Here is a 20,606-nt window from a genome sequence, read left to right as displayed (position 1 = left end):
GCCCGGTCAGGGCGGGCCGGCCTTGTAGCCGACGCCGCGCACCGTCAGCACCACCTCGGGGTGCTCCGGGTCGGTCTCGACCTTGGAGCGCAGCCGCTGGACGTGGACGTTGACCAGGCGGGTGTCGGCGGCGTGCCGGTAGCCCCACACCTGCTCCAGGAGCACCTCGCGGCTGAAGACCTGCCAGGGCCGGCGCGCGAGCGCCAGCAGCAGGTCGAACTCCAGCGGCGTGAGGTTGACCGGCTCCTCGCCGCGGTGCACGGCGTGGCCGGCGACGTCGATGGTCACCGGCCCGATCCGCAGCACCTCCTGCTCGGGGGCGTCGTTGCGCCGCAGCCGGGCGCGCACGCGCGCGACGAGCTCCTTGGGCTTGAAGGGCTTGGGCACGTAGTCGTCGGCGCCGGACTCCAGGCCCGCGACCACGTCGATGCTGTCGGTGCGGGCCGTGAGCATGACGATCGGCACGCCGGACTCGGCGCGGATGCGCCGGCAGACCTCGATGCCGTCGATGCCCGGCAGCATGAGGTCGAGCAGCACCAGGTCGGGGCGGGCCTCGCGGAACGCCGTGACGGCTCCGCTGCCGGTGGAGCAGAAGGAGACCTCCAGCCCCTCCGCGCCGAGCACGATGCCGATCATCTCGGCGAGCGCGGTGTCGTCATCCACGACGAGGACGCGTCCCTTCACCCCGACAGTCTGCCTGACCTCGCTGTGGGCACCGCAGCGATCCACGGCTGGCTGCACCCGGTCGGCGGCCGCGGGGTGCCACGATGGGCGCCATGAGCGAGCCGCCGAGCTGGACCGCGCCCGGTGCCGGGGGCCAGCAGCCCCCGCCGGTCCCGCCGCAGCAGCCGGCCGGAGGCTGGGGGCAGCCGGCGCAGGTGCCCGGCGGCGGGTCGTGGGCCGCTCCGGCGCCGCGCCCGGGGATCATCCCGCTGCGCCCGCTCTCCCTGGGCGAGCTGTGGGACGGCGCGTTCCGCGCAGTGAGGTCCAACCCCGGGCCGCTGCTGGGCAGCGCCGCGGTCGTCGTCGTCGTCATCACGGTGCTGCAGTCCGTCCTGCAGGCGGTGTTCACCGGGGACCTGCTCACCTCCCTGCAGGACCCGGCGGCACCGCCGGAGCAGGTGCTGGACTCCTTCAGCTCGGCGGTGCCGGGCGTCGTGGGGGGCCTGCTGCTCACCTCGGTGCTCACCCTGGTGGCCACCGCCCTGCTGACCGGCGTGGTCACCGTGTCGGTGAGCACGGCGGTGCTGGGGCGCCGCACGCCGGGGGCCGAGCTGTGGCGGCGGGTGCGCGAGCGGCTGTGGGCGCTGGTCGGGGTGTCCCTGCTGGTGTCGCTGCTGCCGGGCCTGGCGGTCACCGCCCTGGTGGTGCCCGGCCTGGTCCTCCTGGTCGGCGGGGCGACCGGCGGCAGCGACGGTGCGGTGCTCGGCGGCGTCCTGCTCGTGCTGGTCGGCCTGCTGGGCGCCCTCGCGCTGGGCCTGTGGCTGTCCACGCGCCTGCTGCTCGCGCCCGCGGCGCTGGTGCTCGAGGGGCAGGGCGTCGGCGGTGCGGTGCGGCGCGCCTGGGGGCTCTCGCGGCGCGGGTTCTGGCGCCTGCTGGGCATCTGGCTGCTCACCGCGGTGTGCGTGGCGGTGGTCGGCGGGGTGGTGTCCACCCCGTTCACGATCATCGGCACCATCGCCGGCAGCGTCGTCGGCCTCGACAGCCCGCTGTACCTGCCGGTGACCCTGGCGGTCACGGGCGTCGGGACGGCGCTGGTCTACACCGTGCTCTACCCGCTGCAGTCCGCGGTGACGGCGCTGCAGTACGTCGACCAGCGCATGCGCCAGGAGGGCCTGGACGTCGAGCTGGCCCGCTCCGCGGCGCAGTGACGGCGCTGTCGCCGCTGCTGCTGGCCGGGGCCCCCCTCGCGCCGGGCGCTGACGAGGCGCGCCGCGCCGCGGAGCGGGAGCTGTCGCGCCGGGTGTACCGCGAGGCCGAGCCGGGGCTGCTGCAGCGCGCGTGGGACGCCGTCCTGGACGCGCTGTCGCGCCTGGAGGGGCCCTCGGGCGGCGGCGCGCTGCAGGTGGTGGTGGTCGTGCTGCTCGTGCTCGCGGTCGCCGTGGTGGTGGCCCTGCTCGTGCGCCGCACCGGAGGGGCGGCCCGGCGCGCCGCGGCGGGCGACGAGGCCGGGCTCGTCGGCGCCGCCGACGCCGCCGCGCTGCGCCGCGAGGCCCGCCTGGCGGCGCGCGAGGAGCGCTGGGACGACGCCGTGGTGGTCGGCTTCCGCGCACTGGTGCGCGGCCTGCAGGAGCGCGACCTGGTCGGCGCGGCACCGGGCCTGACCGCCGCCGAGGCCGCCCGCGAGGCGGCCGGTGCGCTGCCCGGGCTGGCGCCGCGGCTGCGCGCGGTGGCCGAGCTCTTCGACGGCGTCCTGTACGGCGGCCGGCGCGCCCGCCGCGAGGACGCCGCGGCCGTCGCCGCCCTCGACGAGCAGGCCGCCGCCACCCGGCCCGACCGCACCGGCACCCCCACGACAGGCGCCCCCACGGCCGGCGCCCCCACGACCGGCACCGCCACGACGGGCACCGCCGCGGCAGGGGCCGGGCGGTGACGACGACGGACGCCGCCGCGCCCGCCAGCTCCGCACCACCGGCCGGCGCGGGCGCGCACGCGGCGGCACCCCGGAGGAGGGGGCCGGGCGGGCCGGCCCGGCGCCGGCTGCTCGTGGCCCTCCTCGTCGTCGTCCTCGTGGCGGTCCCGGCGCTGGCGGCGCTGCTGGGGACGCGCTCGGGCGGACGCGACCTCGACCCCGACAACCCCGCGCCGGGTGGCGGACGGGCGCTGGCGGCCCTGCTCGAGCAGGGCGGGGTGCCCGTGGAGCGCGTCGCCACGGCGGCGGCCGCCGCCGAGGCGCTCGGCGGCGACGGCGGCGGCGACGACGGCGGCGACGACGGCGGCGGCGGTGGCGCGACGCTGGTGGTCACCGACCCCCAGCTGCTCGACCCCGAGCGGTTGCGGGGGCTCGTGGACGGCGCAGCGGCCGTGCTGCTCCTGGGCGCGTCCGCGTCGGTCCTGGAGGCGACCGGCACCGGTCTGCAGCTGGCGGGCGACGAGCGGGAGCGCTCGGCGCAGACCGTCCGGCGGTCGGCCGCAGCGACCGCCGCGGTGGTCAGCGCGCAGGACGCCCCACCCGGCGACGACCCCGTCCCCGCCCGGTGCGAGGACCCCGACGCGTCGGCCGCGGGCAGCGTGGCCAGCGAGGCCGACGTCGCCGCCGCCGACGCCTTCGACCCGGTGGCCGAGCCGCTGTTCGCCGGCGGTGCTGACGGCGACGGCGGCGGCGCCGGGCAGGCGCCCGTGACCTGCTTCGACGGCCTGTACGGCGTCGGCACCGCCCCGGGCGGCGCGGTGGTGCGCGTGCTCGCCCAGCCCGCCCTGGTGTCCAACGAGCTGCTCGACGAGGCGGGTGGCGCCGCGCTCGGCCTGCGGGCGGCGGGCTCGCAGCCGCGGGTGGTGTGGCTGGTCTCCTCCTTCCTCGACGCCGACCCCGACGCCGCGCCCTCCCCCGCGCAGCTGCTGCCGCCCTGGCTCGCGCCCCTGGCCGTGCAGCTGGCGCTCGTGGCGGTGGCCGCGGTGGTGTGGCGGGCGCGCCGCTTCGGGGCGCTCGTGGTCGAGCCGCTGCCGGTGGTGGTGCGCTCGGTGGAGACGGCGCGCGGGCGCGCGGCGCTGTACCGGGCGTCCCGCGACCCCGGCGGCGCCGGCGGGGCGCTGCGCGCCGCCCTGCGGTGGCGGCTGCAGCAGCGCCTGGGCCTGCCCCCCGGCACACCCGCGGAGGTGCTGGCCGCGGGCACCGCCCACGCCGTGCGCACCGGCGGTGCCGGGGGCCGGCCGGCCTCCGCGGCGGACCGCTGGACCGCGGCGGCCGTGGAGCGCCTGCTCAGCGGGCCGCCGCCTGCCGACGACGCGGAGCTGGCCGCCCTGCTGCGCGACGTCGACGCCCTCCAGGCGGCCCTCGCCCCCGCCGGGCGCGCTGACCCGAGCAGCCGGAGCGGCCGGAGCGACCAGAGCGGCCAGAGCGGCCGTGCCGACCTGACCAGCCGGTCCCGCACGACGACGACCCCGACGACCCCGACGACTCCTGAGGACCCCTCGTGACCGACTCCCCCACCGCGCCGCCGGAGCGCACCCCCGGCACCCCGTCCGACGCCGACGCCCGCGCGGCGCTCGCCGCCGTCCGCACCGAGGTCGCCAAGGCCGTCGTGGGGCAGGAGGGCGTGGTCACCGGCGTCGTCGTCGCCCTGCTGTGCGGCGGCCACGTGCTCCTGGAGGGCGTGCCCGGCACCGCCAAGACGCTGCTGGTGCGGGCGCTGTCGGCGTCGCTGTCGATGAGCAGCGGGCGGGTGCAGTTCACCCCCGACCTCATGCCCGGTGACATCACCGGCTCCCTGGTCTACGAGTCGCACAGCGGCGGGTTCGCCTTCCGCCCCGGCCCGGTCTTCACCCAGCTGCTGCTGGCCGACGAGATCAACAGGACACCGCCCAAGACCCAGGCCTCGCTGCTCGAGGCGATGGAGGAGCGGCAGGTGACCGTCGACGGCACCGCCCACCGCCTGCCCGAGCCGTTCCTGGTGGCCGCCACGCAGAACCCCGTGGAGCAGGAGGGCACCTACCCGCTGCCCGAGGCCCAGCTGGACCGGTTCCTGCTCAAGCTCGTGGTGCCGCTGCCCCCGCGCGAGACCGAGGTCGAGGTCCTGGCGCGCCACGCCGCCGGCTTCGACCCGCGGAACCTCGCGGCCGCGGGCGTGAGGGCCGTCGCCGGCCCGCAGGACCTCGCAGCCGCCCGCGCGGCCGTCGCGCGGGTGCACGTGGCTCGCGAGGTGGTCGAGTACGTCGTCGACGTCGCCCGCGCCACGCGCACCGCGCCGTCGCTGCGCCTGGGCGCCTCCCCGCGCGGTGCGACGGCGCTGCTGGCGGCGGCCCGGGCGTGGGCGTGGCTGACCGGACGCGACTACGTGGTGCCCGACGACGTCAAGGCGTTCAGCCTGCCCGTCCTGCGCCACCGGGTGCAGCTGCGCCCGGAGGCGGAGCTGGACGGCGCCAGCGTCGACGCCGTCCTGGAGAGCGTGCTGGCCGGCGTGCCGGTGCCCCGGTGAGCCCACGGTGACCTCCCGATGGCTCTCCCGGTGACCCCTGTGCGGGCCGGTGCCCCGTGGTGCTGACCGGCCGCTGGGTGCTGCTGGTGGCGCTCGGCGCGGTGCCCGCCGCCCTCGTGCCGGCGCTGCTCGGCGGCGGCGACGGCGCGGGGGGCGGCTGGCTGCGCTGGGCGGGCGTGCTGGGCTGGGCCGCGCTCGTCGTGGTGCTCACCGCGCTCGACCTCGCGCTGGCGGCCTCCCCGCGGACGCTGTCGGTGCGGCGCGAGGAGGCGCGGGCGGTGCGCCTGGGCGAGCGCACCGCCGTGCCGCTGGTGGTGGAGGGCGGCGGCGGGCGCCGCCTGCGCGGGGCGCTGCGGGACGCCTGGGGGCCGTCAGCGGGGGTCGTCGTCCCCCCGGCGGGCCGGCACCGCCTGGACGTGCCGCCCGGGGAGCGGCGCCGGCTGGTCACCGAGCTGGAGCCGCGGCGGCGCGGGGACCGCGAGGTGGCCGCCGTCGTGGTGCGGTCGCTGGGCCCGCTCGGGCTGGCGGCGCGGCAGCGCACGCTGCCCGCACCGGGGCGGGTGCGGGTGCTGCCGCCGTTCACCTCGCGCCGCCACCTGCCGGCGGCCCTGGAGCGGCTGCGCACCCTCGACGGGTCGGCCAGCGTGCAGGTGCGCGGGCAGGGCACCGAGTTCGACAGCCTGCGCGAGTGGGTGGACGGCGACGACGCCCGCTCGGTCGACTGGCGCGCGACCGCCCGCCGCGGCGCGCTGGTGGTGCGCACCTGGAGGCCCGAGCGCGACCGGCGGGTGCTGGTGGTGCTGGACACCTCGCGCACGTCGGCGGCGCGGATCGGGGACGCGCCGCGGCTGGACGCCGCGATGGACGCCGCCCTGCTGCTCGCGGCGGTGGCCGCGGCCGCCGGTGACCGGGTGGACCTGCTCGCGGCGGACCGCGCGGTGCGCGCGGCGGTGACGGGGCAGCGCCCGCCGGCGCTCATGCCGGCGCTGGTGCAGGCCATGGCGCCGCTGGAGCCGGCGCTGGTCGAGGCCGACTGGGCCGCGCTGGTGGCGCAGGTGCGCCGCCGGATGCCGCACCGGGGCCTGCTGGTGCTGCTCACCCCGCTGGAGCCCGCGGCCGAGGCCGGGTTGCTGCCCGTGCTGGCCACGCTCACCGGCCTGCACACCGTGGTGGTGGCCTCGGTGGCCGACCCGGCGCTGGACGCCATGGCCGCCGAGCGCGGGGACGGCGCGCGCCGTCGCAGCGGCCCGGACGCCGCCGACGCGTACACGGCGGCGGCCGCCGAGCGCACCCGGCTGGAGCGGGCGGCGATGACGGCGCTGGTGCGGCGCACCGGCGCGGTGGTGGTCGACGCCGACCCCGAGCACCTGCCGCCCCGGCTCGCGGACGCCTACCTGTCCCTCAAGGCCGCCGGCCGCCTGTAGCGCCCCCTGCCCGGGCGCTCCGCCCGCCGCGCACCACGGGGACGGGGACGGGTCAGCCGGCGACGGGCTGGACTGCCTCGCGCTGCTCCTCGCGCACGTCCCCGGTCTCCCCGCGCCGGTGCGCCCGGCGCCCCAGCACCCCGCCGTAGACGAGGAAGGCCGCCAGGGCGAGGGCACCGATGGCGATGCGCGCCCACGTCGGCAGACCGCTGGGGGTCACGAAGCCCTCGACCACCCCGGACAGCGCGAGCACCACCACCAGCCCGAGCGCCACCGTCACCAGGGCGCGCCCCTCCTCGGCCAGCGCCTGCGCGCGGGGCCGCGGGCCCGGGTCGACCAGCGCCCAGAACAGCTTCAGCCCCGCGCCGGCAGCCACGAAGACGCTGGTCAGCTCCAGGAGGCCGTGCGGGAGGATCAGCCCGAAGAAGAGCGGGCCCTGCCCGTAGCTGATCATCAGCCCCGCCGCCTGGCCGATGCCGACGGCGTTCTGGAAGAGCACCCACGGCACCCAGACCCCGCTGACGCCGAAGATGACGCACTGCGCCGCGATCCAGGCGTTGTTGGTCCACACCCGCGCGGAGAACGCCGCGGCGGGGTCGGCGGAGTAGTAGCCGGCGAAGTCGGACTCGACGTACTGCCGCAGCTGCTCGTCCGTGCCCAGGGACGCCAGGACGGCGGGGTCGCGCACGATCCAGGCAGCCGTGGCGGCGCTGACCAGCAGCGTGAAGGCCGCTGCCGCCGCCGTCCACCAGCGCACGCGCCACAGGGCGGCGGGGAAGGAGGTGGTGGTGAAGCGGGCCAGGTCGCGCCAGGCGGGCTCGCGGGCCCCGGCGATCCGGGTGCGGGCGCGGGCCACCAACCGCGACAGGTGCGCGGCGACCGCCGGGTCGCCGCCGGAGGAGCGCACCTGCGACAGGTGCGTGGCGGCGCGCTGGTAGAGCAGCACCAGGCGGTCGGCCTGCTCCCCGCTCAGCTGCCGGCGGCGCAGGAGGCGCTCCAGCTCCTCCCACTCGTCGGAGTGCACGGCCGCGAGGGCCTCGGCGTCCACCCGCCCAGTGTGCCCTGCGGGCCACCCGTCAGACTGCCCGTGGGCGCGGGCAGCACCGGCACGCAGCTGCCGGAGGACGCCGCGCCGGGAGGGAGCAGCTGTGGCCGAGCAGGCCGACGACGCGCTCGCGCTGCCGCCGGCGCTGGTCACCGGCGAGGCCGTGGAGCTGGAGGTGCGCCCGGCGGGGCTGCTCTCGCGGGTGCTGGCGCTGGCCCTCGACGTCGTCGTCCAGCTGGTGCTGCTGGTGGGGGGCTTCGTCGTCGTGGCGGTGGCCACCGACGGGGCCGACGACGCCACGCTGGCCGCCACCGGGCTGTCGCTGTCCGTGCTGGTGCTCGTCGTGCTGCCGGTGGCGTGGGAGACCCTCACCCGCGGCCGCTCCCCCGGCAAGGCGGCCGCCGGGCTGCGGGTGGTGCGCGACGACGGCGGCCCGGTGCGGGCGCGGCAGGCCCTGGTCAGGGCGCTGGCCGGGGTCGGGGAGCTGTGGCTCACGGGCGGGTCGGTGGCCGCCATCGCCTCGCTGGTGTCCGCCCGCGGCAAGCGCGTGGGCGACCAGCTGGCCGGCACCGTGGTGGTGCGCGACCGGCTGCCCAGGCCCCGGCCGCAGGCGCTGCCGCAGGCGCCGGAGCTGGCGGCCTGGGCGCGCAGCGCTGACGTCGGCATGGTGCCGGGCCGGCTGGCGGTGGCTGCGCGCACCGCGCTGGGACGCGCCGACCGGCTGCACCCGGCGTCGCGGGCGCGGCTGCTGGGGTCCCTGGCGGCGGAGGTCTCCGCGCTGGTGGCCCCACCCCCGCCGCCGGGGACGCCGCCGGAGCGGCTGCTGGCCGCCGTCCTGGCCGAGCGCCGCGAGCGCGACACGGCCCGCGCCCAGCGCGAGCGGGCGCGCCGCGACGCGCTGCACGAGCAGGCGCGCCGCCTCACCGGCCTCTGACGCCCACCCACCGCAGCCGAGCGCCCGGTTGCGCTTCGCGACCCCCTCTTCACCGCAGCCGAGCGCCCGGTTGCGCTTCCCCGGCCCCCGGAAGCGCAGCCGGGCGCCCGGTTGCGGTTCCGGCACGTGCGACGGGACGACGACGGCGGGCCGCCCCCCGACGTGGGGGACGGCCCGCCGGGCGCGTCAGCGGCTCAGTACTTGTAGTGGTCGGGCTTGTACGGCCCTGCGACGTCGACCCCGAGGTACTCGGCCTGGGCCTTGGTCAGCTCGGTGAGCTGGGCGCCCAGCGCCTCCAGGTGCAGGCGGGCGACCTCCTCGTCCAGGTGCTTGGGCAGCAGGTGGACGGCGGTGGGGTACTCCTCGGGCTTGGTGAACAGCTCGACCTGCGCGATCACCTGGTCGGAGAAGGAGTTGGACATCACGAACGACGGGTGCCCGGTGGCGTTGCCGAGGTTCAGCAGCCGGCCCTCGGACAGGATGATCACCGAGTGGCCGTCGGGGAAGGTCCACTCGTGCACCTGCGGCTTGATCTCCGTGCGCTGCACGCCGGGGATGCGGGCCAGGCCCGCCATGTCGATCTCGTTGTCGAAGTGGCCGACGTTGCCGACCACGGCCTTGTCGCGCAGCCCCGCCAGGTGCTCGGCCGTCACCACGTCCTTGCACCCGGTCGCGGTGATGACGAAGTGCGCCTGGTCCAGGACGTCCTCCAGGCGGACCACCTGGTAGCCGTCCATGGCCGCCTGGAGCGCGCAGATGGGGTCGGTCTCGGTGACGAGCACGCGGGCGCCCTGCCCGCGCAGGGACTCCGCGGAGCCCTTGCCGACGTCGCCGTAGCCGCACACCACGGCGGTCTTGCCGCCGATGAGGACGTCGGTGGCCCGGTTGATGCCGTCGACCAGGGAGTGGCGCACGCCGTAGGTGTTGTCGAACTTGCTCTTGGTGACGGCGTCGTTGACGTTCATCGCCGGGAAGAGCAGCGTGCCGGCGCGCTGCATCTCGTACAGCCGGTGCACGCCCGTGGTCGTCTCCTCGGTGACGCCCTTGATGCCGGGCGCCATGCGCGTGAAGCGCTGGCCGTCCTCGGCCAGCGAGCGGCGCAGGGTCTCGAGGATGACGCCGTACTCCTCGGGGTCGTCCTCGGTGGCGGTGGGGACGGCGCCGGCGGCCTCGAACTCGACGCCCTTGTGGACGAGGAGCGTGGCGTCGCCGCCGTCGTCGAGGATCATGTTGGGGCCGTCGTGGCCCTCCCACCGGAAGATCGCGTCGGTGCACTCCCAGTACTCCTCGAGGGTCTCGCCCTTCCAGGCGAAGACCGGCACGCCCGCGGGGGCCTCGGGGGTGCCGTCGACCCCGACGACGACGGCGGCGGCCGCGGCGTCGTCGGTGGAGAAGATGTTGCAGCTGGCCCAGCGGACCTCGGCGCCCAGCGCCACGAGGGTCTCGATGAGCACGGCGGTCTGCACGGTCATGTGGATGGAGCCGGCGATGCGGGCCCCGGCCAGCGGCTGGGAGGCGGCGTAGCGCTCCCGCAGGGCCATGAGGCCGGGCATCTCGTGCTCGGCGAGGCGGATCTGGTGGCGGCCGGACGGGGCCAGGGACAGGTCGCGCACGCGGTGCTGCACAGTCACGGGGGTTCTCCAGAGGGTGGGCGAGCGACGGCGGCCGCGGCCCCGGGGGCGGCGGCTGGCGTCGATGACCTGCCGGCGCGGCCCCTCTGGGCCTCGGTCAGCACCGACGCCGGACCACCCCACTGTACGCGCCGGGGCGTCTCGGCGCCCCGGGCAGGCTCCGGGCCGGCCCCCGGCGCCCTCCACGGCGCGCCCGCCCCCCGAACCCACCTGCCGCGCGGGCTCAAGCACCCCCCGCGCGCTGCCGATGCCCGGAGCGGGTCCACCAGCAGGGCCCTGCTTCGTGCACCACACCACCGGAGGTCCCGTGCCGACCACTGCCCCCGCCCGCCGCCTGGCCGACGCCCCGCTCGGCATCAAGCTCGGCGCCTCCCTCGCCGTGCTGGGGCTCGTGAGCACCGGCCTGACCGTCCTGGCCGTGGACCGCCTCGGCGCCCTGGAGGAGGGCCAGCAGCGCCTGTACGCCGAGGCCGTCGTCCCGATGAGCCGCCTCAACGACCTGCAGCGCTCCTACCAGGGAGACCGCGCCCGCTACGCCGCCTACGGGCTGCTGGACGCCGACGCCCGCGCCGAGGTCAGCGCCGAGCTGGTCGAGCGCAAGGCCACGCTGGACTCCCAGCTCGCCGACTACCGCGAGGTGGCCAACGACCCCGACAGCGCGCAGGAGCTCGCGGACGCCCTCGCCGACTACTACGCCGTCGCCACCGGTGAGCTGGTGCCCGCCGTCGACGCCGGCAGGACCGAGGCCGTCAGCGACATCGTCACCGGCCCGCTGCAGGACGCCGTCGACGCCGTCATGGACGACATCCAGGTCGAGTCCGACGGCAACCGCGACCGCGCCGCCGCCGTCAACGCCGAGGGCGCGGCCACGGCCGCCCGCGCGGAGCTGCTGATGTGGCTGGCGCTCGCGCTCGGCGTGCTGGCGGCCGGGGCCGTCGCCACCGTCGTCGTCCGCCGGACCACGGCGACCGTCCGCGCGGTGCGCGCCTCCGTGGAGGCCCTCGCCGGCGGCGACCTCACCGCGGCGCCGCCCGTCAGCGGCCGCGACGAGCTGGGCGCCACCGCGGAGGCCCTCGGCCGGGCGCTGACCTCCCTGCGCCAGGTGATGGGCTCGGTGGTGCGCTCGGCGGACGCCGTCGCGGCGGCCTCCGAGGAGCTGTCGGCCACCACCGTGCAGATCAGCGCCTCCGCCGACGAGACCAGCGCCCAGTCCGGCGTGGTCAGCGGCGCCGCCACCGAGGTGGCGGGCAGCGTGCAGACCGTGGCGGCCGGGGCGGAGCAGATGGGCGCGGCCATCCGCGAGATCGCCAGGTCCACCACCGAGGCGACCCAGGTGGCCACCACCGCCGTCACCGCGGCGACCGCCGCCAACGACACGGTGCTGCGCCTCGGCGCCTCCAGCCGGGAGATCGGCGACGTCGTCAAGGTCATCACCTCGATCGCCGAGCAGACCAACCTGCTGGCCCTGAACGCCACCATCGAGGCCGCCCGCGCCGGCGAGGCCGGCAAGGGCTTCGCCGTGGTCGCCACCGAGGTGAAGGAGCTGGCGCAGGGCACCGCGCGCGCCACGGAGGACATCGTCCGTCGCGTCGAGGCGATCCAGCACGACTCCGCGGGCGCCGCCGACGCCATCGCCGGCATCGCCGAGGTCATCGAGCGGATCTCGGGCTACCAGACCGCCATCGCCTCGGCGGTGGAGGAGCAGACCGCCACCACGCAGGAGATGTCGCGGGCGGTCGCCGAGGCCGCCGGCGGCACCGACCAGATCGCCGCCAACACCGCCGGCGTCACGCGCGCCGCGTCGGCGACCAGCTCGGCGCTCGCGCAGACGGGCACCGCGGTGGAGGAGCTGGCCCGCATGGCCGCGGCGCTGCGCTCGGACGTGTCGGTCTTCCGCTTCTGACCCGGCCAGGACCGCCGGAGGCGCCGTCGCGCGGGTGACCCGCGCGGCGGCGCCCCGGCGTGCCGGGCGCCGGCCCGGTCAGCCCGGTCAGCCCGGCAGGGCGGTGCGCAGCGCGTCCAGCAGACCCGGCAGCGCCGCCTGCGCCTCGGGGCCTGAGGGTTCCATCCAGCCGAGCATGGTGACCCGCTCGGCGGGGAAGGCGTAGGCGCCCCCGGAGGACAGGTGGTGGCCCAGCCCCGCCGCGCGCCGCGTGCCGTCGGGGTCGGTCCAGCAGGGGCACAGCGGCCACACCGACAGGCCGGTGTTCAGGGTGCCGAGGTCGGTGGCCACGGCGAGCTCCTCGGCGGTGAGGACCACCTGCCGCCCGAGGAGGGCGTCCACCCACCGCGCGGCGTCGCCCGGCGTCGCGCTGACCCCGCCGGAGCCCTGCCCCACCCAGCCGGGCCCGTCGGGCACGTCGGCGCGCAGGCCCTCCAGGCCGAGCGGCTCGACCAGGCCCGCCACCTGCTCGGCGTAGGGCTCCCCGGTCACCTGCTCGAGCAGCAGCGTCAGCCACAGGTACCCGCTGTTGGTGTAGACGACCTCGGTGCCGGGCTCCGCCCACCGCTGCGCGGAGGTCGACAGCGAGACCAGCTCGGCGGCCGTGGCCTCGGCCTGGGGGTCGTACCCCTCCACGGTGAAGTACTGCGGGATGCCGGAGGTGTGCTGCAGCAGCTGGCGCAGCGTGACCGGCTCCCCCGCCGGCGGCACCACGCCCTCGACGGGCGGGACGGGCTCGTCCAGCGCCAGGGCGCCGGCGCTCACCTGGCGCAGCACGAGGGCGGCCGTGACGGTCTTGGTCAGGCTCAGCAGGGGCACCGGCTGCGCCGGGTCCGGGGCGGGCCCGTCGGTGCTCGCGCTGCCGGCCCACACGACGTCGCCGGAGGCCACGGCGGCGGTGACCTGGCCGAACTGCGGGTTCTGCTCGGCCCAGCCGTCGAGCGCGGCCTGCAGCGCCCGCTCGTCGAGGGCCGTCAGCGGCGCGTCGCGCCCGGCCAGGTCCACGGGCTCGCGCTGGGAGAAGGCGGCGTCGCCCAGGGCCGTGCGGTCCGAGGGCGGCGGCAGCGCCGTGACCACCGAGGCCGGGGCGGTGAGGGCGAGGGCGAGCACCACCGAGGTCGCGCCCGCCGTCAGCGCGGCGGGGCCCCCCAGGCGCAGGGGGACGCCGACGGGCCGAGGTCCCGCGGGCCGGGCGCCGGCGGAGGGCCCGGGCAGCGGCAGGAGGCGCACGGGGCGGCGCGCGGCGAGGTCCTCCAGCCAGCCCAGGAGCAGCACGGCCAGGGCGGTCAGCACGGCCGTCCCCGCGAGCACCACCACCGCACCGGCCGCTCCCGCGCCGGGGCGCAGGAGCCACACCGTGACGACGACGGCCGCCGGGTGCCACAGGTAGACGGTCATGGCGCGGGCGCTGACGGCCGCGGTGGCGCGCGCCACCGCGGGACGGTCGGCGACCGCGCGCAGCGGGCCCTCCACCCCCGCCAGCAGCGCCAGCCAGGCGACGCCGGTGAGCAGCAGCAGCACGTAGGAGTCGTTGACCACCGGGCCGGCGGTGGGCGAGGCCAGCGCGAACGCCGCGGCCAGGCCCAGCAGCGCGGCCCCCACCAGGACCGGGAGCGGCCGCACCGGCGTGCCGGCCCCCACCCGGGGACGCCGCGCCCAGGCCGCCCCGAGCACCACGAAGAGCCCGTAGCAGAGCAGGTCGCCCGTGCCGAGCCGCACGGCGGGCGACAGGCCCGGCGCCGGCAGCAGGCTGCTCGCCTCGAGCAGCCCCACGCCGGCCGCGGCCGCGGCGAGGGTCCGCAGCGGCCAGCGCGCCAGGGCCAGGAGCAGCGGCGCCAGCAGCAGGAACCACAGGTGCGCGGTGATGTACCACAGGTGCCCCGACAGCCAGCCGCCCTGCCACGCCGCCCCCTGGGGCGCCACCAGCGGGACCACCCACGGCAGCGCCCGGGCCAGCGCCGCGGGCGTGAGCGCCGGGAGGGTCCCGGCTCCCACCAGCGGTGCCGCGAGCACCGTCCCCGCGACGACGACGCCGTACGCCCACACCGGGAGCAGCAGGCGGCGCAGCCGCGCCGGCAGCACCCGGCGCCAGGGGCGCCGTCCCCGGCCCTGAGCCAGGAGCGCGCCGGTGGCGAAGAAGAGGACGGGCACGGCCGGCAGCGCCCACGTCACCCACGCCGCCGCCAGGGCGTGCCAGACGACCACCCGCAGCAGCGCCACCGACCGCAGCAGGTCCACACCGGTGTCCCGCCCGCGCCCGTCCGGCACGGGCCGCGGCGCCGGGTGGGCGGGCGCGGCTCCTGGCGGCCGGACGGTCACGGCACGATGATCCCCGACCCGGTGCCCCCGCACAGGTCGGGACGAACCGCCCACCCCGGCGGGGCGGGCGGGGCAGACTCGCCTCCGTGCTGCAGCGCAGGGCCCGGAGCCGCCGGGGCGCGCGGGCCGCCGCCGTCCTGGCCGCTGCGGTGCTCGCCGGGTCGCCCGCCGCGAGCCCCCGCACCGGGTCGGGCCCGCTCGCGCCCGCCGCCGCAGCACCCGCCCCCGCCGCCGCAGCGCCGGCTCCCGCCCGAGCAGCGCCGACGGGCCCCCGGGAGGAGGCCGCGGTGGCGCTCGTGGTGGGTGACTCCCAGGCCCACGGCGCGCTGGCGACCCCTGCCGAGGACACCTGGGTGGTGGCGGGCGTGCGCGCCCGGGGCTACGACGTCGAGCTGCGCGGCGGCTACGGCACGGGCTACGTGACGGCCGCCGCGGGGCGCCCCGGCTACCTGGCCGCGCTGCGCAGCGGCGCCTGGGCCCTGCCCGACCCCGAGCGCGTGCGCCTGGTGGTGGTCGAGGGCGGCGGCAACGACGTCGCCGCCCGTCCCGCGGCCCTGGCCGCCGCGGCGCAGGAGGTGGTGGGGCGGCTGCACGCGGCCTACCCGCGGGCCCAGCTGGTGGTCGTGGGGCCGATGGACCAGACGCCCGACCCCCGCCGGACGGCGGTCAGTGAGGTCCTGCGCGGCGCCGCCACCAGCACCGGTGCCGGCTTCGTCGACGCGACGCCCTGGTTCCCCGCGCTGCTGCCGGCCACCTCCGTGGGCGCCGACGGGGTGCACCTGAGCCCCGAGGGGCACCGGGCCGCCGAGCCGCTGCTGGCCCGCGCCCTGGCCGGGCTGGGCGCGGCGGGCGGGCCCGCGGGCCCCGCCCGCCGCGCGCTCTGAGGATCAGCGCAGGGCGTCGCGCAGGTCGGCCACGTGGGGGCTGGAGCCAGGGTCCGTGCCCGAGCCCAGCGCCAGGTAGGTGGCGGCGAAGTCGGTCCGCGCGATGAGCAGCCCCAGCCGCTGCAGCGGGGTCTCCCCCTCCACCGACACCTGCGAGACGCGCACCCCCGCCCGCTCGGCGATGGCGACGACGGCGGAGCTGGCGGGCGCCTCCATCTCCCGCAGCAGCATGAGGCGCAGCTTGGGGCCGCCGGGCCCGTCCAGGAACGGGTCGGCGAACACGTCGTCCGGGGTGGTCGCGAAGGGGCCGCCGAAGGTCGCGACCACGTCGCCGGCGTCGTCGGGCAGCGTGCCCGCCAGCGCCGGCACCCGCGCGGAGCGGGCCAGCACCGTGGCGGCGCGGCGGGCGGCCACCGCCGAGACCGGGCCGTCGCCGAGCACCACGGGCACCGACCCGTCCAGCTCCACGGCCAGCGCCTTGGCGGGGTTGACGAAGGTGTCCGAGGAGGGGCGGTCCTCGCGGGCCTCCTCGTCCAGGGCGTCGGCCAGCGCGGCGAGCTCGGTGGGGCCGGCGGTGAGCAGCCCGAGCCTGTCGAAGGCGAGCAGCACGGGGGTCAGCAGCGACCACAGCGCGGTGCGGGTGGTGGGGACGGCGACGGCGTCGCGCCCCGGTGAGGGGGTCTCCACGTGCAGGCCGCGCACCTGCTGGCTGACGCGGGCCAGGGCGGAGCCCTCGCGGGAGACGGTGAGCACGCGGGCGCCCCGCCGTCCCGCCTCGGCGACCACGGGGATCGCCGGGCTCTGCGAGCCCGACAGCGAGACCGAGACCACCATGTCCAGCGGTCCGACCCAGCCGGGCAGCACGTCGCCGGTGCGGGCGATCACCGGCACCGGGGAGGCGGCACCGGCGAGCGCGGTGACGGCGTCGGCCACCACCTCCGAGCCGCCGCGGGCCGCCACCAGCACCGCCCGGGGACGGTCGGAGGGGTCCAGCCGGGCGATGCCGGACTCCAGGGCGTGGTCGGTGGCGCGGCGCACCTGCGCGCCGGCGCCGGCCAGCGCGCGCAGCACGCCGAGCGGGTCGCCGGCCTCCAGGCCGGCGGGGTCGTCGAGGAGGGCTTCGTCGATCATCGCGCCATCACGCCCCCATCATCCGACGCGGCCCCACCCGGACGCGCGAGCATCGCGGCACCGCCGGTCACGGGGCGCGGTGGCGCTGCTCGACGGCGACGACGACGCTGGCCCCCGTGGACCAGGCCGACCTGCCGGAGGTGGAGGTCCTGGTCGCCCACCGGGCCCGCGCGACGCTGCGGGTCGGTGACGTCTTCCTCAAGGTCGACCCCGACCGCGCCGGCACGGACGCCGAGGTCGCGGCCATGGCCGCGGTGGCGGTGCCCACCCCGCGCGTCCTGTGGCGCCGCCACCCGGTGCTCGCCCTCGAGCGGGTGCCCGGCACCGCCCTGGGGACCTTCGGCCGCCCCTCCCCCGTCGGGGCCGCCGCCTGGACGGCCGCCGGCGCCGCGGTGCGCGCCCTCCACGGGACCCCCGTGCCCGACGGCTTCCCGGGGGCCCCGGCGTCCCCGGACGCCGCGACGGCGGCCCTCGCCGCGCGCCTGGACCGGGCGTGCGCGTGGTTCGCTGCCCACGGCGTCGTCGGCGCCGACGTGCTGGAGCGCAACCGCCGGCTGGCCCTCGGGGTGCTGCGCCCCAGCGCGCCCGCCTTCACCCACGGCGACCTGCAGCCCGACCACGTCTTCGTCGAGGGCGGGCGCGTCACCGGCGTCATCGACTGGTCCGCCGCGGGGCCGGGCGACCCGGCGCTCGACGTCGCGGTCCTGACGCTGGGGCACCCCGAGCACCTCGCCGACGTGCTCGCCGGCTACGGCGAGGCCGTCGACACCAACCTGGTCCGGGCGTGGTGGGCCTACCGCTGCCTCACGGCTGTCCCGTGGCTGGCCGAGCACGGCTTCGGCCCGCCCGGGTCCTACCCGGAGACGGCGGTGCTCCTGCGCGCTGGTCGCTGAGCCGGGACCGGCCGGGGATCAGCGCAGCGGGACGGCGTCGTCGGCCAGCAGGACCGGCACCCCGTCGACCACGGGGTAGGCCACCGGGTGCTCGGGGTCGGCCTGCGGCTGCGGCGCGAGCCCGGCGCGCCCGTCGGGCAGGACGACGTCGACCAGCTCAGCCCCCGTGACCGGGTCGCGCAGCAGCGAGCGCACCCACTCCTCGCGCCACGGCTCGCCCGCGGCGCCGGCCGCGCCGGGCCCGGCCATCAGGCGGCTCCGCCGCGGACCTGGGCCAGCACCTCGTCGCGCACGCGCTCCATGGTGCCAGCGTCCGCCCCCTCGGCGTTGAGGCGCAGCAGGGGCTCGGTGTTGGAGGGCCGCAGGTTGAACCACCACGCCGGGCTCTCGCCCTCGGGCGAGGACACGGTGAGCCCGTCCATGGTGTCCACCACGCCGCCGCGCGCCTCCCAGCGCTCGCGCACGGCCGCGGTGGTGCCCGCCACGTCGGTGACGGTCGAGTTGATCTCCCCGCTGGCGGTGTACGGGTCGTAGTCGGCCACCAGCGCCGACAGCACCCCGTCCTGCTCCCCGAGCGCGGCCAGCACGTGCATCGCGGCGAGCATGCCGGTGTCGGCGCCCCAGAAGTCCTTGAAGTAGAAGTGCGCGGAGTGCTCCCCGCCGAAGACCGCGCCGGTGCGGGCCATCTCGGCCTTGATGTAGGAGTGGCCCACGCGGGTGCGCACCGGCACGCCGCCGGCGGCCGCGATCTGCTCGGGCACGGCGCGCGAGCAGATGAGGTTGTGCAGCACCGTGGCGCCGGGGGTCTTCGCCAGCTCCCGCAGCGCCACCATCGCGGTGACGGCGGAGGGGCTCACGGGCTCGCCGCGCTCGTCGACGACGAAGACGCGGTCGGCGTCGCCGTCGAAGGCCAGGCCGATGTCGGCGCCGTGCTCCACGACGGCCTTCTGCAGGTCGACGAGGTTGGCCGGCTCCAGCGGGTTGGCCTCGTGGTTGGGGAAGGTGCCGTCCAGCTCGAAGTACATCGGGACGACGTCGAGGGGCAGCGCGGGCAGGCCGGCCTCCGCGCCGAGGACGGCGGGGGCGGTCAGGCCCGCCATGCCGTTGCCGGCGTCGACGACGACCTTCAGCGGGCGCGAGCCGGACAGGTCCACCAGGGAGCGCAGGTGCGCGGCGTACTCGGCGAGCATCCCCCGGTCGCTGCGGCTGCCGCGGGCCGCCGCGGGCGGCAGCTCCCCGGAGTCGAGGTACTGCTGGGCCAGGGTGCGCACGTCGTCCAGGCCGGTGCCGGTGCCGACGGGCTTGGCGCCGGCGAAGCACATCTTGATGCCGTTGTAGGCGGCAGGGTTGTGGCTGGCGGTGAACATCGCGCCGGGGGCGTCCAGGTGCCCGGAGGCGAAGTAGAGGCCGTCGGTGGAGCACAGGCCGATGACCAGGACGTCGCCGCCGCGGTCGTTCACGCCCCGGGCGAAGGCGTCGACCAGCAGCGGGCTGGTGGGGCGCATGTCGTGGCCGATGACGAGCGTCCCGCCGGCCTGGCCGGTGCGGCCGGCGACGCCGAGGACGTCGGCGGCAGCCGCCCCGAGGGCGTGGGCCGCCGTCTCGTCGAGCTGCTCGGGGGCGAGGCCCCTGACGTCGTACGCCTTGACGATGGTGGCGAGGTCGATCCGCTGGGTCGGCACGAGCGAGGAGCGTAGCCACGCGCACACGCACCGCGTCACGTCCGCCGGGCCGGAGAACCCCTCAGGGAGCAGTGCGCTGCGCCGATGGGATGACTGCCGCGGCGCGGGCACCAGCTCCGCCGCCCCGCTCGCCGCAGCGCCAGCTCCACCCCTGCACGCCGAGGAGGACCGTGGTCCCGTCGAAGAGCTCGTCCACGCCCCTGCCCGCCACCGCGCCCAGCCGGGTCGCCGGCCCGGTGCCGCGGCGGCGCCGCCGGCAGGGGGCCGCCGCCGAGCCGCTGGGCTCGCTGCTGCAGGCCACCGCGGCGCGGCCGGCCTGCCCCGCCTGCGGGGCGGAGCAGCTGACGGTGCTCTCGCTGGTGCTCACCGACGGCACGGCCGTGCGCTTCAGCTCCTGCCGGGGCTGCGAGCACCGCCAGTGGGACGCGCAGGACAGCACGCTGAGCATCGGCGAGGTCCTCGAGCGCAGCCGGGCCTGACCCGGGCCACGGCCTGGACCGGGCCACGGCTCGGACCACGGCTCGGACCACGGCCTGGCGCGCCGGGGCCGGGTGGGTCAGTCGCGCAGCACCCTCAGGTGCCCGCGGCGGCCCGGGCCGCTGCCCGTGGCCGGGCCCACCGACACCGGCTCGCGCGCGGCCACCGGCTCGGGGGCCGGGCGCGCCGCCTCGCGGACGGCGTCGGCCAGGGCCAGCAGGTCGTCGTGGCTCTGGCGGTGCTCGTAGGCCTCCGGCTGGAGCCTGACGACCTCCCAGCCGCGCGGGGCGGTCAGCCGCTCGGCGTGCGCGGAGCACAGGTCGTAGCAGTGGGGCTCCGCGGCCAGCGCCAGCGGGCCCAGCACGGCCGTGGAGTCGGCGTACACGTACGTCAGCGTGGCGATCGCGGGAGACCCGCACCCTGTCCTGCTGCACCGTCGCGACGCCATGACGTGACGGTACTCCTGCGCGTCGGCGCGCACGGGATGTTCGCCGCGACTCGCCGTGGCTCGCCGCGCGCCCGGCCCCGCGTCGCCGGGCGCGTCGCCGGGCCCCAGGCAGACCTGAGGCAGGCCCCAGGCACAGCTGGAACGGGCCTGCGGCGGGTGCGCGGCGGGCCTGCGGCGGGCGCGGTGGCGCGCCCGCGGCGTCTAGGGTCGGGACGTGCCCAGCGCCCGCGGTGTCCGACGCCGCCGCCGCGACCGCCACGGCCGCGGGCTGCGCGGCCCGCTGATGCCCCCGGAGCTGCCGGGGACCCGCACGCGCGCCGAGCGCTTCGACGACCTCGTGCTGGACGCCGTGGAGCGCCTGGAGCGCCGGTGGGCCGAGCCGATGGCCGAGATCGAGTTCGCCGTGGAGGACGTGCCCCCCGGGGACTCCGCGACCTGGGAGCGCCCCGAGGTGGCCCTCGGCCGGTTCTTCCCGGCCACCCGCACGCAGCGCGCGCGGATCGTGCTCTACCGGCGCCCGCTGGAGACCCGCGGCACCGACGAGGCCGACCTGGCCGCCCTCGTGCACGAGGTGGTGGTCGAGCAGGTCGCCGCGGCGATGGGGACCCCTCCGGAGGAGGTCGACCCCCGCTACCGGCCCGAGGACGACTGAGCGGGCGCG

The 20,606-nt window shown here is 78.2% G+C and carries 19 protein-coding genes; 11 read left to right on the top strand and 8 right to left on the bottom strand.

Translation table 11 applies throughout. From position 1 onward, the window contains the following. Positions 1-6: 6 nt before the first annotated feature. Positions 7-684, bottom strand: a complete 678-nt coding sequence (gene mtrA / locus ACUN9U_RS01380) for an MtrAB system response regulator MtrA (protein ID WP_445483125.1) — start codon at positions 682-684, stop codon at positions 7-9. Between the two features lie 92 nt (positions 685-776). Between mtrA and ACUN9U_RS01375 the strand changes: the two genes are divergently transcribed. Genes ACUN9U_RS01375 through ACUN9U_RS01355 form a run of 5 tightly spaced genes read left to right on the top strand, consistent with a single transcriptional unit; the run spans position 777 to position 6,559 of the window. Next, a complete protein-coding gene (locus ACUN9U_RS01375; protein WP_445483124.1) occupies positions 777-1,871 on the top strand; it encodes a hypothetical protein in 1,095 nt (364 codons plus the stop codon). Continuing rightward, complete coding sequence (locus ACUN9U_RS01370) at positions 1,868-2,593, top strand: DUF4129 domain-containing protein (protein ID WP_445483123.1); 726 nt, start codon at positions 1,868-1,870, stop codon at positions 2,591-2,593. The genes ACUN9U_RS01375 and ACUN9U_RS01370 overlap by 4 nt, the downstream gene beginning before the upstream one ends. After that, positions 2,590-4,137 carry a DUF4350 domain-containing protein gene (locus tag ACUN9U_RS01365; RefSeq protein ID WP_445483122.1) on the top strand — a complete coding sequence of 516 codons (1,548 nt, stop codon included), beginning with the start codon at positions 2,590-2,592 and terminating at the stop codon, positions 4,135-4,137. Before ACUN9U_RS01370 ends, ACUN9U_RS01365 begins: the two co-directional genes overlap by 4 nt. Next, positions 4,134-5,135, top strand: a complete 1,002-nt coding sequence (locus ACUN9U_RS01360; protein WP_445483121.1) for an AAA family ATPase — start codon at positions 4,134-4,136, stop codon at positions 5,133-5,135. The genes ACUN9U_RS01365 and ACUN9U_RS01360 overlap by 4 nt, the downstream gene beginning before the upstream one ends. A 56-nt stretch (positions 5,136-5,191) precedes the next feature. Beyond that, on the top strand, positions 5,192-6,559 hold the full coding sequence (locus ACUN9U_RS01355) for a DUF58 domain-containing protein (protein WP_445483120.1): 1,368 nt from the start codon (positions 5,192-5,194) through the stop codon (positions 6,557-6,559). Positions 6,560-6,611: 52 nt separating this feature from the next. Here ACUN9U_RS01355 and ACUN9U_RS01350 read toward each other — a convergent pair whose 3' ends face one another. Beyond that, the gene (locus tag ACUN9U_RS01350; RefSeq protein WP_445483119.1) at positions 6,612-7,607 is read right to left on the bottom strand and encodes a stage II sporulation protein M; all 996 of its coding nucleotides are present in this window, start codon (positions 7,605-7,607) and stop codon (positions 6,612-6,614) included. A 100-nt stretch (positions 7,608-7,707) separates the two neighbouring features. Between ACUN9U_RS01350 and ACUN9U_RS01345 the strand changes: the two genes are divergently transcribed. Further along, on the top strand, positions 7,708-8,538 hold the full coding sequence (locus tag ACUN9U_RS01345; RefSeq protein WP_445483118.1) for an RDD family protein: 831 nt from the start codon (positions 7,708-7,710) through the stop codon (positions 8,536-8,538). Positions 8,539-8,732: 194 nt separating this feature from the next. Here the strand turns inward: ACUN9U_RS01345 and ahcY are convergent, their stop codons facing one another. After that, a complete protein-coding gene (ahcY, locus tag ACUN9U_RS01340) occupies positions 8,733-10,169 on the bottom strand; it encodes an adenosylhomocysteinase (protein ID WP_445483117.1) in 1,437 nt (478 codons plus the stop codon). 307 nt (positions 10,170-10,476) lie between these two features. Between ahcY and ACUN9U_RS01335 the strand changes: the two genes are divergently transcribed. Next, a complete protein-coding gene (locus tag ACUN9U_RS01335; protein ID WP_445483116.1) occupies positions 10,477-12,072 on the top strand; it encodes a methyl-accepting chemotaxis protein in 1,596 nt (531 codons plus the stop codon). Between the two features lie 87 nt (positions 12,073-12,159). On the opposite strand, the gene ACUN9U_RS01330 is transcribed toward ACUN9U_RS01335, so the two are convergent. Beyond that, the gene (locus ACUN9U_RS01330; RefSeq protein ID WP_445483115.1) at positions 12,160-14,430 is read right to left on the bottom strand and encodes a serine hydrolase; all 2,271 of its coding nucleotides are present in this window, start codon (positions 14,428-14,430) and stop codon (positions 12,160-12,162) included. Between the two features lie 86 nt (positions 14,431-14,516). On the opposite strand from ACUN9U_RS01330, the gene ACUN9U_RS01325 reads away from it, so the two are divergent. Further along, positions 14,517-15,314 carry an SGNH/GDSL hydrolase family protein gene (locus tag ACUN9U_RS01325; RefSeq protein WP_445483114.1) on the top strand — a complete coding sequence of 266 codons (798 nt, stop codon included), beginning with the start codon at positions 14,517-14,519 and terminating at the stop codon, positions 15,312-15,314. A 3-nt stretch (positions 15,315-15,317) separates the two neighbouring features. On the opposite strand, the gene ACUN9U_RS01320 is transcribed toward ACUN9U_RS01325, so the two are convergent. Next, the gene (locus ACUN9U_RS01320; protein WP_445483113.1) at positions 15,318-16,445 is read right to left on the bottom strand and encodes an SIS domain-containing protein; all 1,128 of its coding nucleotides are present in this window, start codon (positions 16,443-16,445) and stop codon (positions 15,318-15,320) included. A gap of 131 nt (positions 16,446-16,576) precedes the next feature. On the opposite strand from ACUN9U_RS01320, the gene ACUN9U_RS01315 reads away from it, so the two are divergent. Continuing rightward, a complete protein-coding gene (locus ACUN9U_RS01315; protein ID WP_445483207.1) occupies positions 16,577-17,338 on the top strand; it encodes an aminoglycoside phosphotransferase family protein in 762 nt (253 codons plus the stop codon). Positions 17,339-17,356: 18 nt separating this feature from the next. Here the strand turns inward: ACUN9U_RS01315 and ACUN9U_RS01310 are convergent, their stop codons facing one another. Together ACUN9U_RS01310 and ACUN9U_RS01305 are read right to left on the bottom strand one after the other, a co-directional pair. Then, on the bottom strand, positions 17,357-17,587 hold the full coding sequence (locus tag ACUN9U_RS01310; RefSeq protein WP_445483112.1) for a Trm112 family protein: 231 nt from the start codon (positions 17,585-17,587) through the stop codon (positions 17,357-17,359). Next, positions 17,587-19,020 carry a phosphomannomutase/phosphoglucomutase gene (locus tag ACUN9U_RS01305; protein WP_445483111.1) on the bottom strand — a complete coding sequence of 478 codons (1,434 nt, stop codon included), beginning with the start codon at positions 19,018-19,020 and terminating at the stop codon, positions 17,587-17,589. Before ACUN9U_RS01305 ends, ACUN9U_RS01310 begins: the two co-directional genes overlap by 1 nt. A 170-nt stretch (positions 19,021-19,190) precedes the next feature. Here ACUN9U_RS01305 and ACUN9U_RS01300 point away from each other — a divergent pair, with 170 nt between their 5' ends. After that, entirely contained in the window at positions 19,191-19,499 is a 309-nt protein-coding gene (locus ACUN9U_RS01300) for a hypothetical protein (protein ID WP_445483110.1), read from the top strand. Positions 19,500-19,576: 77 nt separating this feature from the next. Here the strand turns inward: ACUN9U_RS01300 and ACUN9U_RS01295 are convergent, their stop codons facing one another. Beyond that, a complete protein-coding gene (locus ACUN9U_RS01295) occupies positions 19,577-19,945 on the bottom strand; it encodes a DUF3499 domain-containing protein (protein ID WP_445483109.1) in 369 nt (122 codons plus the stop codon). A gap of 214 nt (positions 19,946-20,159) precedes the next feature. Here ACUN9U_RS01295 and ACUN9U_RS01290 point away from each other — a divergent pair, with 214 nt between their 5' ends. After that, complete coding sequence (locus tag ACUN9U_RS01290; protein WP_445483108.1) at positions 20,160-20,597, top strand: metallopeptidase family protein; 438 nt, start codon at positions 20,160-20,162, stop codon at positions 20,595-20,597. The last annotated feature ends 9 nt before the right edge of the window (positions 20,598-20,606 follow it).

The organism is Quadrisphaera sp. KR29, assembly GCF_052644995.1.
Note: the sequence above shows the minus strand (reverse complement) of the source record. Positions and strands in the feature narration are given on the sequence as shown.